Source organism: Pseudomonas sp. SMN11, from assembly GCF_052041945.1.
Lineage (GTDB): Bacteria > Pseudomonadota > Gammaproteobacteria > Pseudomonadales > Pseudomonadaceae > Aquipseudomonas.
Window position 1 is genome coordinate 17,170 of sequence record NZ_JBKGGW010000025.1, and the last position, 12,171, is coordinate 29,340.

The following is a 12,171-nucleotide window of genomic DNA, read 5'->3' on the forward strand; positions in this document are numbered from 1 at the left end:
GCTAGAGCAGCGTGTCCAGAGTGATCGGGAATTCCCTGATGCGCTTGCCGGTGGCATGGTAGATGGCGTTCGCAACAGCCGCCGCCACTCCGACCACACCGATTTCGCCGACACCCTTGGAGCCCAGTTCGTTAACGATGTCGTCCTGTTCGTGGACGAAGATCACCTGCACATCACCGATGTCGGCATTGACCGGTATGTGGTACTCGGCCAGGTTGTGGTTGAGTATCCGCCCTTGGTCATGGTCAATTTGTGTGTGTTCGTGCAAGGCCATGCCCAGGCCCCAGACCACGCCGCCGAGGATCTGGCTGCGTGCGGTCTTGGGGTTGACCACACGCCCGGCGGCCACGGCACTGACTACCCGGCTGACCCTGATCGAGCCAAGGTCCTCGTCCACCTCGACTTCCACGAACACCGCCGAATGCGTCGCGGTGGAAAAGGGCTGACGCTTCGTGCTCGGCTCGGCATCGATCTGAACCTCGAAAACGCCTGCTTCCGACCGGGCGGCAATATCCGACAATGCGATGCGTTGCTGGGCGAAGTGCAGGTAACCTTCGGCAAAGGTGATGGCATCCAGGGGCACATTGGCCAATGCTGGAAACGCCGAGCGTGCGCTGTCCAGCACTTTGCTGCGCAGAACCTGACAGGCTTGCCGCACCGCCGACCCCACGGAGGAAACCGTGAACGAGCCACCCTGCAATGGCGCGGGGGACAGTGAGGAGTCGCCGAGGAGGAAGGTCACGTCTTCCGTCCGCATGCCGGCTGCGTCGGCCGCGATCTGGGTCATGACGGTGTAGGTGCCGGTACCGATATCTGTGGTTGCGCTGCTTACCGTCAGGTGGCCCTGCGCATCCAGTCGCGCTTTGGCACTGGCTTTCATCTGCATGGCTTCCCAGACGCCACTCGCCATGCCCCAGCCGATGAGCTGGTGGCCGTGGCGCATGCTGCGCGGCTTTGGCGAGCGATTGGCCCAGCCGAAACAGGCGGCTCCTTGCGCGTAACAGGCGAGCAGCTCCTTGCTGGAGTAGGGCTTGCCCTCGTTGCCATTGTGGTCGGCAAAATTGCGCCGACGCAGTTCAACCGGGTCGATGCCCGCCGCGCAGGCAAGTTCGTCCATGGCGCACTCCAGCGCCAGCACGCCCGAGCCGGCACCGGGTGCGCGCATGTCCAGCGGGGTGTACACGTCGAGCGGGGTGAGCCGGTAACTCAGCGCGACATGGTCGCAGCGGTAGAGCATGCCGCTCCATTCCACCAGGTGTTCGGTAAAGTCCTCGATGCGTGAAGTCTGGCCGATCGCATCATGGGCGACCGCCAGCAACCGGCCGTCGGCATCCGCCCCCAGGCGCAGACGCTGCTGCGTGCGCGGTCGGTAGCCGAAGGTGAACATCTGTTGGCGGGTCAGGGTGACCCTGACCGAACGTTTGAGCTGCAGCGCCGCCATTACCGCCATAGGTAACTGGTACTGCGGGCGCAACCCAGAGCCGAACGCGCCGCCGACGTACGCGGCCAGCACCCGAACCTTGTCCTTGGGCAGGCCGAACACCTTGTGCAAATAATCCTGGCAGTTCTGCGTGCCCTGGGTCTTGTCATGTATTTCCAGCTGATCGCCGGTCTTGTACAGCACCGTCGAGGCATGGGGCTCCATGGGGTTGTGATGCTCGTTGGCGGTCAGGTAGGTCGCATCGACCGTGACCGCTGCCGTGCCGAACTGCCCGTCGAAATCGCCACGGGGCGCAGGTGTCTCGGCGGGGGCAGGGTGGCTGTGTTGCAGCCCGGCCAGCAGGTCTGTCTGGTGCGCCTCTACGCTGTAGTCAATCCTGATCAGGGTGCTCGCGTATCGGGCCAGTTCGAGGCTCTCGGCAATCACCAGCGCCAGCGGTTGCCCGCTGTACAGTACCTGGTCATTGAACAACGGTCGGAATGGCGAGCCGTGGGCGGCATCGGCGTCGTTGTAGTCGTCGTCATAGCTGGACACAGGGGGGCGGTGCACGTGGTCCAGTACTGCCACCACGCCAGGTATCTTCAGGGCTTCGCGGCTGTCGATGGCAAGCACCCGACCGCGCGCGATGGTGCTGGAGACGACGCTGCCGTGCAGCAATCCTGCCTCGGGGTATTCGCCAGCGTAGCGCGCCTGGCCGGTGACTTTCGCCACGCCATCGACACGGTCAAGCGGCTGGCCGACAGCAGGTGTCGGGCTGTTCATGATGAGGCTCCAGGCTGTGCGCCGCCGAAGGCGGCTTCGCTGAGTGCGCGGACGATGGCCCGATGGGCCAAAGGGACCTTGAAGGCGTTATGTGCAAGTGGCTGTGCGCCGCTCAGCAATACCTGAGCGGCCGTCGCGAACAGCGCCTGGGAAGGCGCCTGGCCAGTCAGTGCCTGTTCGGCGGCCGCCACCCGCCAGGGTTTGTGCGCCACACCGCCAAGCGCCAGCCCGGCCTTGCGGATTGTGCCTTGCTCGATCTTCAGGCCAGCTGCGACCGAAACCAGGGCGAAGGCATACGAGGCACGGTCGCGGATCTTCAGGTAATGGCAGTGCCTGGCAAATTCGGAGGGTGGCAGCTCGATGGCGGTGATCAGTTCGCCAGTACCCAGATGATTGTCGCGCTGCGGTGCGTCCTCCGGCAGGCGATGGAAGTCCACCAACGGGATCTGGCGTTCACCCATGGGACCCTGCACATGCACCACCGCGTCGAGCGCCGCCAGCGCCACGCACATGTCTGAGGGGTGGGTGGCCACGCAAGCAGGGCTGGCGCCGAGAATGGCGTGAATACGATTGAGCCCGGTGCGTGCCGGGCAGCCGCTGCCAGGGTCGCGCTTGTTACAGGGCGTACCGGTGTCGTAGAAGTAATGGCAGCGGGTACGCTGCAGCAGGTTGCCTCCCGTACTCGCCATGTTTCTCAGTTGTGGCGAGGCCCCCGCAAGAATGGCTCGCGACAGCAGTGGGTAGCCATGCTCGACGAGCGGGTGCCAGGCGAGTTCGGCATTGCTGACCAGTGCACCGATGCGCAAGCCGCCCGTCGCGGTCGTTTCGACAGCCCCAAGCGACAGGCCCGAAATATCGATCAATTGCGCCGGGCGTTCGACGTTTTCCTTCATCAGGTCGAGTAGGTTGGTGCCGCCGGCGATGAACCGCGACGCCGGGCCCGATAGGTTGATGGCTTCGCTGACGGAGGCCGCCTTGTGATAGCTGAAAGGGCTCATTTGCGTCCCTCCTGGAGCAGCGGCAGGGCGTCTTCCACGGCCGCGACGATATTCCCATACGCACCACACCGGCACAGGTTGCCACTCATGTTTTCGCGAATGGCTTCGCGGCTGGTAGCCCGACCTTCGTTGGCCATGCCGATGGCGGAGCAGATCTGCCCCGGCGTGCAGTAGCCGCACTGGAAGGCGTCGTGGGCGATGAAGGCGCGTTGCATCGGGTGCAGCTGATCGCCATCGGCCAACCCTTCTATGGTGACCAGCTCGGCGCCGTCGCACATCACGGCCAGGGTCAGGCAGGCATTTACCCGGCGGCCGTCGCGCAACACTGTGCATGCTCCGCACTGGCCGTGGTCGCAGCCTTTCTTGGTGCCCGTCAGGTCCAGCTGTTCACGCAGCAGGTCCAGCAACGTCGTCCATGGCAGGACCTGCAGCGAACGGGCCTGGCCGTTGATCATCAGGCGTATGGGGTGTTCGTTGCCACCCTCTGGGATTATTGCAGGCATGGGAAGGCCTCACGGTTGGTCTTTTTTGCCGGGCAGTACCGAGCTGAGCACCTGCTTGGCCGTCTGTACGATCACGCCAGCCTGGTTCGGGTCGCCCTGCAGCAGGGTGCTGGCGAACTTTTTCGCCTGTTCAAGCTTGATATGCGGCGGCAGCGGCGGCACGTCGGGGTCGGTCTTGAATTCGATCAGCACCGGCCGGTCCGCGGCCAGCGCCCGCTCCCAGGCCCCGGCGATATCTTCCTCGCGTTCCACATAGATGCCATGCAGGCCGATGGAAATGGCGAACAGGTGGTACGGCACGTCGGGGATCGATTGCGAGGCCTCGAACTTCGGGTCGCCCTCCATCACCCGTTGTTCCCAGGTGACCTGGTTGAGGTCCTCGTTGTTGAACACCGCGCAGATCCATTGCGGGTTGTCCCACTGCTGCCAGTACTTGGCCACGGTAATCAGCTCGGCGAGGTTACTCATCTGCATGGCGCCGTCGCCGACCAGGGCTATCACTGCGCGCTGTGGGTGAGCGAACTTGGCGGCAATCGCGTAGGGTACCGCTGCGCCCATGCTGGCGAGGCCGCCCGACAACGAGCATTGCATGCCTTGGCGGATCTGCAGGTCGCGGGCGAACCAGTTGGCGCAGGAGCCGGAATCGCTGCTGACGATGGCGTTGTCGGGCAGCTGCGGCGATAACTCGTACACCACGCGCTGCGGGTTGATCGGTTTCGCCTTGGTCAGCGCGCGCTTTTCCAGGGTCTTGTCCCAGCGCGCCCGCCAGCCTTCGATCTTGTCGCGCCAGCGCCGGTCGCTCTTGTGTTCAAGCAGTGGCAGCAGCGCGTGCAAGGTCTGGGCCGCATCGCCGACCAGATTCACCTCCATCGGGTAGCGCAGGCTGAGCATGTCGGGTTGCAGGTCGATCTGCACGCCTCGGGCCTGGCCTTCCTTGGGCAGAAATTCCGAATAGGGGAAGCCCGAGCCGATCATCAGCAAGGTGTCGCATTCGGTCATCAGCTGGTAACTGGGTTCGGTGCCGAGCAGGCCGATGGAACCGGTGACCCAGGGTAGATCGTCAGGCAACACAGCCTTGCCCAGCAGCGCCTTGGCAACGCCCGCACCGAGTTTCTCGGCCACCGCGATGACCTGCTCGGTGGCCTGCAGTGCGCCGGCACCGACCAGTATCGCGACCTTGCGCCCGGCGTTGAGTACGTCAGCCGCGCGCTGCAGGTCGTCATCGAATGGCACGACCTTGGGCTTGCAGTAGCCGATTCCGGAATGCACCGTACCGTGGGCTCTGGGCGGCTCACTGTAGGGCAGGTCCTGGAGGTCGTTGGGCAGGATGATTGCGGTGACGCAGCGCTCGCCGACGGCCGTGCGCACGGCGCGATCGAGCAGGTGACGGACCTGCTCCGGGGTGGACGCTTGTTGGACGAACGCACCGGCCACGTCCTTGAACATCGACAGTAGGTCGAGCTCTTGTTGGTAATGCCCGCCGAGCGCCGCCCGTGCCTGCTGGCCGACGATGGCCAGCACCGGCTGGTGGTCCATGCGCGCATCGTACAGGCCGGTGAGCAAATGCGAGGCGCCGGGGCCGGAGGTGGCGATGCACACGCCCAGCTCGCCCGTGAACTTCGCATGGGCGCTGGCCATGAACGCGGCCATTTCTTCGTGCCGGGCCTGAATGAACTCGATCTTGCCATTGGCCCGGCCCAGGGCGCCGAACACGCCATTGATGCCATCGCCTGGGTAGCCAAAAATGCGCCGCACCCCCCATTGATACAAACGCTCCACCAGAAAGTCGCCTACCGTGCCCGTCATTGTCATCTCCCGGTCTGTCCTCGATAGGGGTCTGGACTTGGCACGCCTGGGGAAAGTTTCAATGGTGTTCGCGCCCATGGCTGGGTGGCATAACCGAAAATCAGGCAATTGACTGCGCAAATGTCGCTGTAACCGCTGCGGGTGAAACCTTAGGCTTTTCGCATGGAGCAACAGACCGCTCGATGCCGCGGCTGGACCGTCCAGCCGAAAACAATAAGGAGTTACCGCATGTCTGCATTCGCGTTTTCCGGTGTGAACCTGGCCATTACCACGCCTTTCGATGCGCAGGGCAAGATCGATTTTGCCCGTTTCGAAAGCCTGATCGAGCGCTACATCGCCGCCGGTGTGCATGGCCTGGTGCTCAGTTCCGGAACCGGCATGCACGTGTACCTGAGCAAGGATGAGTCCAAGGAACTGGTGGCCTTCGGCGCCAAGGTCATCGATGGCCGCGTGCGGGTGATTGCCCAGACCTCGGCATTGTTGGCCGAGGAAGTGCTCGAGCGCACCCGCCACGCCAAGGACTGCGGTGCCGATGGCGTCATGGTGTTGCCACCGTTCTTCGAAGGCCCGACCGATGAGCAGGGCATCATCGATTTCTACTCGACGGTGGCCCAGGCCGGCTTGCCGATCATTGGCTACAACGTGCCACAGGCCGTGGGTGTCGAAGTCACGCCCGCGCTATTCAGGCAACTGAGCGAGATCCCCAACTTCGTTTCGGTCAAGGACAGCAGCGGCGACCTGGCGGCACAGGCGGCATTGTCGCGCACCGGTCTGCCGACCATGAACGGCGCCGACCCGCTGGTGCCCTATGCGCTGTTTGCGGGTGCTGCAGGGTTGATCTGGGGCGGTGCGAACCTGGCGCCGAAGACCTGCGTGGCCCTGGCCAATGCCGCCAGCGAGGGCAACTGGGCCGAGGTGCAGCAGATCTGGAAGCACCTGGACCCGGTAATGTCACTGATCTGGCAGGGTGACTACGTGCAGTCGGTGTATGCCGGTGCGCAGATCATGGGCTTTGACGCTGGCAACCCGCGGCGTCCGCTGCGGCGTCTGGCCGAGGAAAAGCTGGGCGCGCTGCGTGAAGCACTGGCGCCGCTGATCGACCACGAAGCTTCGGCTTCCTGAGCGGGCGGGCTGTGAGTATGTACGTTGCCTCGAAAATGCCCAGCCACCATGGCTGCTCCGGTTGGGCCGAGATGTTGCCACCACGTGTTGCCAACGCCGTACTGGACAGTAACATTACTGCCGATGTGGCGATCATCGGTGGCGGCTTTGCCGGCTTGTCGGCAGCCCGCCAGCTGACGCGCCGGGACCCGACTATGAAGGTCGTATTGCTCGAAGCCGGGACCGTCGGCGAGGGCGCCTCGGGGCGCAATTCGGGTTTCATCATCGACCTGCCCCACGAGGTCTCTGCCGAAGGCCTGGGCGGCGGTTCGCTCGATCGTGCCAGGCGCGACATCAAGCTGTACCGCACGGCCATCGACATGGGCCGCGAACTGGCCGAAGCGCAGGGTTGGGGCAAGGCGGTGTTCGACCCCTGCGGCCGCTTCAGTGTCGCCCGTGGTACGCAAGGAGATGAGCACATCCTGTCTTACGCCAGGCAGCTGGACGCGCTGGGCGAGCCCTACGAACTGCTCGACACCCGCCAGATCGGCGCGGTGACCGGCAGCCCGGCCTACACCTCGGGCCTGTTCATGCCCGGCACGGTGATGATCCAGCCGGCGGCGTATGTGCGGCGCTTTGCCGACGCATTGACAGGTGCGGCGCGGGTGTACGAGCAGACACCGGCGTTGTCGTTCAAACAGGTGGGTGGCGCCTGGGTGATCAAGACTCCGAAGGGTGTGGTCACCGCGGGCAAGATCATCCTGGCCAACAACGGCCACGCCCAGAGCTTCGGCTTCTTCAAGGGCCAGCTGCTGCACGTGTTCACCTATGCCTCGCTGACCGAACGTTTCGACCCCAAGCGCCTGCCGGGCCAGCGTACCTGGGCGGCGACCCCGGCCCTGCCGATGGGCACCACGGTGCGCCGCATCAACGATGGTGACAGTGACCGCATCCTGGTGCGCTGGCGCTACAGCTACAACCCGAGCCTGACCATTGGCGACAGCCAGGTGGACAGTGCCGGGCGTGTGCACGACGGCAAGTTCCTCACGCGCTTTCCGAGCCTCAAGGGGCTGCGCATGGAGTACCGCTGGGGTGGGCCGATGGCGCTGACCTGGAACAGCGTGCCGGCATTTGGCGAGGTGGATCGCGGGGTGTTCGCGGCCTGTGGCTGCAATGGGCTGGGGGCGTCCAAGTCCAGTGCTGCGGGCATCGCAGCGGCTGATCAGGCACTGGGCGTGCGCAGCGAACTGGTGGAGATCTTCAGTGGTTTCGACAAACCGAAGCAGTTGCCGCCACAACCGTTCCTGACTATCGGTGCGAAAGCCAACATGAAGTTCAAGGAGTTGCGGGCAGGGGATGAGTGACGCTTGTAGGAGCGGCCTTGCCGGGGCGCCGGACCGGTCGGAAAGGGGTGCGAAGCGCCCCCCCAAATTTCAGCTTCGCAGCAGAAATAGCCGGGGCCGCTGTGCGGCCCTTTCGCGACACAAGGCCGCTCCTACAAAGAGCGCGCAGGTTTTGAGTGCAGCGTTACGTATAGACTGTGGCATCCCCTGCGAAGCGAGATCCACGTGTTCAACTTCCTGATCATCGTCTTCCCCTACTTCAACGCCGCCGCCACCGCGGCGTTCGTCGACCCGTTCCGGGCCGCCAACTACCTGAGCGGGGAGAGCCGCTTCCACTGGCAGTTCGCTTCGGTCGAGGGCGGCGGCATCCGTGCGTCCAATGGCATGGACCTGTTCACCCAGTCCCTGGCCAGCGCGCGCGACCAGCCTTGGGACTTGATCGTGGTTTCGTGCAGCTGGGCACCGGAGCAGCACCACAGCGCCCACCTGCAAGGGGCGCTGCGGGCCTGGGCGAGCAAGGGTTGCATGTTGGCCGGCCTGGACACCGGCACCTTCCTGCTGGCCGAGGCCGGTTTGCTGGCTGGGCGCCGGGCCACGGCGCACTACGAGCATATCGATGCCTTGCTCGAACTGTACCCGGACGTGACCATCGTCGAGGACCTGTATGTCTTCGACCAGAACCGCATCACCTGTTGTGGTGGCGCGGCCTCCACGGACGCGGCGCTGCAGCTGATCCGTAACCTGCAGGGCGAAACCGTGGCCAACGAAGCGGCGCGGTACGTGTTCCACCAGCAGTTCCGACCCGGCAGCAGCCAGCAGAACCCGGAAGCCAGGCAACCCCTCGGACACACCATTCCGTTGGCGGTCAGGCAAGCGATCAAGCTGATGGAGCGGCACCTGGAAGAGGTGATCAGCATCCCCGACCTGTGCGAGCAGGTGGGCATTTCCCAACGCCAACTCGATCGCCTGTTCCGCCAGGTGGTGCACAAGAGCCCGGCCTTGTACTACCGCGACATCCGCCTGGACCGGGCGCGTGGCCTGGTGACCCAGACCGACCTGGCGCTGACCAAGGTCGGGGTCGCCTCAGGCTTCCCCAATCAATCGCATTTCTGCCGCATCTACCGTGAACGCTTCGGCCTGACCCCGCGCCAGGATCGTCAGGAAGGGCGGGTGCCGTTCGACTATCGGGCCTGGCCCATGCACCAGCAGGGCAAGCCCGCTGGTCGCCAATAGAGGGCTCATACCTAAAAACGACAATGGCTAAAACTGAATAAAAAACGGCGTAATTTGCACATTTAATCCCCCCGGCCCGGATCACTATCAACGCCACAGAGCAGGCAAAACCCCATTGCCTGTAACAATAAAAGGGCCGTTGATATGTCTGATCTGATCCATCCTCGCCAATTCGAATCGATCAAGCAGGGGTATGACCCGGACCCGCTGCGCTCCCAGTCCCTGCGTGCCGACGCTTACGTCGACCCGCAGTGGTTCCGCCTCGATCAGCAGGCCATCCTCGCCAAAAGCTGGCAGTGGGTGTGCCACGTGGAAAAGGTCCGTGAACCTGGTGCCTACACCACCGTGGACATCGCCGGCCACCCGATTGCGGTAGTGCGTGACCAGGAAGGCGTGCTGCGTGCCTTCTACAACGTCTGCAAGCACCGCGCTCATCCGGTGCTGCAAGGTGAGGGCAAGACCCGGCGGATCGTTTGCCCGTACCATTCCTGGTGCTACGGCCTCAACGGCGGGCTTGTCGCGGCGCCGCATGTTGGCGGGCTCAAGGACTTCAACAAGGAAGAGATTCACCTGACCCCGGTGCAGGTCGAGGAATTCTGCGGCTTCGTCTACGTCAACCTCGACCCGCAGGCCGCGCCGCTGCGCGAGCAGTCCGGCGACCTGGCCAAGGAAGTCCTGCACTGGGCACCGGATATCGAGAAACTCACCTTCGCCCACCGCCTGACCTACGAGATCAAGTCCAACTGGAAGAACGTGGTCGACAACTTCCTCGAGTGCTACCACTGCCCGACCGCGCACAAGGACTTCTGCACCCTGGTCGACATGGACACCTACAAGGTGCAGACCCACGGTATCTACTCCAGCCACATGGCCGAAGCCGGCAAGGGCCAGAACTCGGCCTATGACGTGTCCAAGGCCAGCGTGCGCACCCACGCGGTGTGGTGGCTGTGGCCCAACACCTGCCTGATGCGCTACCCCGGGCGCAGCTCGATGATCGTGCTGAACATCGTGCCCATGGGCCCTGACCGCACCTATGAAACCTACGACTTCTTCCTCGAAACCCCAGAACCGGACGACATGGAGAAAGCGGCCATCCGCTACCTGGATGAAGTGCTGCAGGTCGAAGACATCTCGCTGGTGGAGAACGTCCAGCGTGGCATGCAGACCCCGGCCTTCGACCAGGGCCGGATCGTCACCGACCCGAACGGCTCGGGCAAGTCCGAGCATGCCTTGCACCACTTCCATGGCCTGGTACTGGACGCCTATGCGCGCTGCGTGAAGCCATGAGCGGCGGCCTGAACGGCAAGGTGGCGCTGGTCACCGGCGCCACCGGCGGCATCGGTCGCGCGGTGTGCGAGCGCCTGCTCAAGGAAGGTGCGGTGGTCTATGCCGCCGACCTTTCCCAGCAGCATCCGGTGCCGGGAGCGACGGCGCTGCAACTGAATGTGGCCGACGAGGCCCAGGTGCAGGCGGCGATGCAGCAGGTGGCACGGGAGCAGGGGCGGCTCGACGTGCTGGTGAACGCCGCCGGTATCGAAGTGGAGCACACCATCGAGCACACCAGCCTGGAGGTGTGGAACCGGGTGTTCGCGGTCAACGTCACCGGCACCTTCCTGGTCAGCAAGCACGCCTTGCCGTTGCTGCGCGAAAGCAGCGGCGCCAGCGTGATCAACTTCGGCTCCTACGACGGCTTCATTGCCGACCCGGGGCTCGCGGCGTACTGCGCCAGCAAAGGCGCGGTGCATGCGCTGACCCGGGCCATGGCCTGTGACCACGGCCCAGAGGGTATCCGCGTCAACGCGGTATGCCCCGGCTACATCGACACGCCAATGCTGCGCAGCTTCTTCCAGGACCACGGCGACATCGCCAGCCTGGAAAGCGCGGTGCGCGAGGTGCACCCGACCCGGCGCTACGGCACCCCGGCCGATGTCGCCAACCTCGTGTACTGGCTGGCCAGTGACGAGGCCCGCTATGCCAGCGGCCAGTTGTGGGTCCTCGATGGCGGCCTTACCGCCCAAGTCCAACAAATGAAACTGTGAGCCTCGCCATGCCAAAATCCGTGATCATCACCTGCGCCACCACCGGTGGCGTGCACACCCCGACCATGTCGGAATACCTGCCGATCACCCCGCAGGAAATTGCCGATTCTTCCATCGAGGCCGCCGAGGCCGGGGCTTCGATCATCCACCTGCATGCCCGCAACCCCGAGACCGGCAAGCCGGACCCGCGCCCGGAGCTGTTCCAGGATTTCATGGGGCAGATCCACCGCCAGAGCGATGCGGTGTTGAACGTGTCCACCGGCGGCGGCCTGGGCATGACCCGTGAGGAGCGCCTGCGAGCGGCACTGGCGGTGAGCCCGGAGATGGCCTCGCTGAACGTCGGCTCGATGAACTTCGGCATCTTCCCGATGAAGGCCAAGTACTCGAACTGGAAGCATGACTGGGAGCCTGCCTTCCTCGACAGCACCCGCGACTTCATCTTCCGCAACACCTTTGCCGACATCGAATACATCGTCAAGGAGCTGGGCGAAGGCCACGGTACCCGCTTTGAGTTCGAATGCTACGACCTGGGCCACCTGTACAACCTGGCGTGGGTAATCGACCAAGGCTGGGTCAAGCCACCGTTCCTGATCCAGATCGTGTTCGGGGTGCTGGGTGGCGTGGGTGCCGACCTGGACAACCTGATGCACATGCACACCGTGGCGCAGAAGCTGTTCGGCAAGGATTACGAATGGTCGGTGCTGGCGGCAGGCAAAAACCAGATGGCCTTTGCCACCCAGGCGGCAATGCTCGGCGGCAACGTGCGGGTCGGCCTGGAAGACAGCCTGTTCATCGGTGCTGGCGAGAAGGCTAGAAGCAACGCCGAGCAGGTGCTGAAGATCCGCTCGATCATCGAAAACCTCGGGCTCAAGGTGGCCACGCCGGCAGAAGCCCGGGCGCGCCTGGGCTTGAAAGGGCGCGACAAGATCACCTTGTGATTGGCGA

General features: G+C 64.2%; 10 protein-coding genes. 6 read left to right on the top strand and 4 right to left on the bottom strand.

Annotation, left to right across the window (positions count from 1 at the left end; translation table 11 throughout):
- Position 1: 1 nt before the first annotated feature.
- From ACLEJU_RS19355 to ACLEJU_RS19370, 4 genes are read right to left on the bottom strand one after another with little or no spacing between them, the layout of a single operon-like run.
- Positions 2-2,203, bottom strand: a complete 2,202-nt coding sequence (locus ACLEJU_RS19355; RefSeq protein WP_435422773.1) for a xanthine dehydrogenase family protein molybdopterin-binding subunit — start codon at positions 2,201-2,203, stop codon at positions 2-4.
- Positions 2,200-3,201 (bottom strand): FAD binding domain-containing protein, encoded by a 1,002-nt coding sequence (locus ACLEJU_RS19360; protein ID WP_435422774.1) that lies wholly within the window; start codon positions 3,199-3,201, stop codon positions 2,200-2,202. Before ACLEJU_RS19360 ends, ACLEJU_RS19355 begins: the two co-directional genes overlap by 4 nt.
- On the bottom strand, positions 3,198-3,704 hold the full coding sequence (locus tag ACLEJU_RS19365; protein ID WP_435422775.1) for a (2Fe-2S)-binding protein: 507 nt from the start codon (positions 3,702-3,704) through the stop codon (positions 3,198-3,200). The genes ACLEJU_RS19360 and ACLEJU_RS19365 overlap by 4 nt, the downstream gene beginning before the upstream one ends.
- Before the next feature lie 9 nt (positions 3,705-3,713).
- Complete coding sequence (locus ACLEJU_RS19370; protein ID WP_435422776.1) at positions 3,714-5,510, bottom strand: thiamine pyrophosphate-requiring protein; 1,797 nt, start codon at positions 5,508-5,510, stop codon at positions 3,714-3,716.
- Between the two features lie 228 nt (positions 5,511-5,738).
- On the opposite strand from ACLEJU_RS19370, the gene ACLEJU_RS19375 reads away from it, so the two are divergent.
- The 6 genes from ACLEJU_RS19375 (at position 5,739) to ACLEJU_RS19400 (ending at position 12,164) form a co-directional block, all read left to right on the top strand.
- Entirely contained in the window at positions 5,739-6,632 is an 894-nt protein-coding gene (locus tag ACLEJU_RS19375) for a dihydrodipicolinate synthase family protein (protein WP_435422777.1), read from the top strand.
- A 17-nt stretch (positions 6,633-6,649) separates the two neighbouring features.
- Positions 6,650-7,975, top strand: a complete 1,326-nt coding sequence (locus ACLEJU_RS19380; protein ID WP_435422836.1) for an NAD(P)/FAD-dependent oxidoreductase — start codon at positions 6,650-6,652, stop codon at positions 7,973-7,975.
- Between the two features lie 204 nt (positions 7,976-8,179).
- Complete coding sequence (locus ACLEJU_RS19385) at positions 8,180-9,187, top strand: GlxA family transcriptional regulator (protein WP_435422778.1); 1,008 nt, start codon at positions 8,180-8,182, stop codon at positions 9,185-9,187.
- A gap of 144 nt (positions 9,188-9,331) precedes the next feature.
- Entirely contained in the window at positions 9,332-10,474 is a 1,143-nt protein-coding gene (locus ACLEJU_RS19390; protein ID WP_435422779.1) for an aromatic ring-hydroxylating oxygenase subunit alpha, read from the top strand.
- Positions 10,471-11,226: an SDR family NAD(P)-dependent oxidoreductase gene (locus ACLEJU_RS19395; protein WP_435422780.1), complete on the top strand. Its 756-nt coding sequence runs from the start codon at positions 10,471-10,473 to the stop codon at positions 11,224-11,226. The genes ACLEJU_RS19390 and ACLEJU_RS19395 overlap by 4 nt, the downstream gene beginning before the upstream one ends.
- Positions 11,227-11,234: 8 nt before the next feature.
- The gene (locus ACLEJU_RS19400; RefSeq protein ID WP_294335463.1) at positions 11,235-12,164 is read left to right on the top strand and encodes a 3-keto-5-aminohexanoate cleavage protein; all 930 of its coding nucleotides are present in this window, start codon (positions 11,235-11,237) and stop codon (positions 12,162-12,164) included.
- Positions 12,165-12,171 lie beyond the last annotated feature (7 nt).

Bases quoted from the DNA above. Each gene is read 5' to 3' on its own strand.
- ACLEJU_RS19355 (WP_435422773.1), bottom strand. From the start codon at position 2,203: ATGAACAGCCCGACACCTGCTGTCGGCCAGCCGCTTGACCGTGTCGAT.
- ACLEJU_RS19360 (WP_435422774.1), bottom strand. From the start codon at position 3,201: ATGAGCCCTTTCAGCTATCACAAGGCGGCCTCCGTCAGCGAAGCCATC.
- ACLEJU_RS19365 (WP_435422775.1), bottom strand. From the start codon at position 3,704: ATGCCTGCAATAATCCCAGAGGGTGGCAACGAACACCCCATACGCCTG.
- ACLEJU_RS19370 (WP_435422776.1), bottom strand. From the start codon at position 5,510: ATGACGGGCACGGTAGGCGACTTTCTGGTGGAGCGTTTGTATCAATGG.
- ACLEJU_RS19375 (WP_435422777.1), top strand. From the start codon at position 5,739: ATGTCTGCATTCGCGTTTTCCGGTGTGAACCTGGCCATTACCACGCCT.
- ACLEJU_RS19380 (WP_435422836.1), top strand. From the start codon at position 6,650: ATGTACGTTGCCTCGAAAATGCCCAGCCACCATGGCTGCTCCGGTTGG.
- ACLEJU_RS19390 (WP_435422779.1), top strand. From the start codon at position 9,332: ATGTCTGATCTGATCCATCCTCGCCAATTCGAATCGATCAAGCAGGGG.
- ACLEJU_RS19395 (WP_435422780.1), top strand. From the start codon at position 10,471: ATGAGCGGCGGCCTGAACGGCAAGGTGGCGCTGGTCACCGGCGCCACC.
- ACLEJU_RS19400 (WP_294335463.1), top strand. From the start codon at position 11,235: ATGCCAAAATCCGTGATCATCACCTGCGCCACCACCGGTGGCGTGCAC.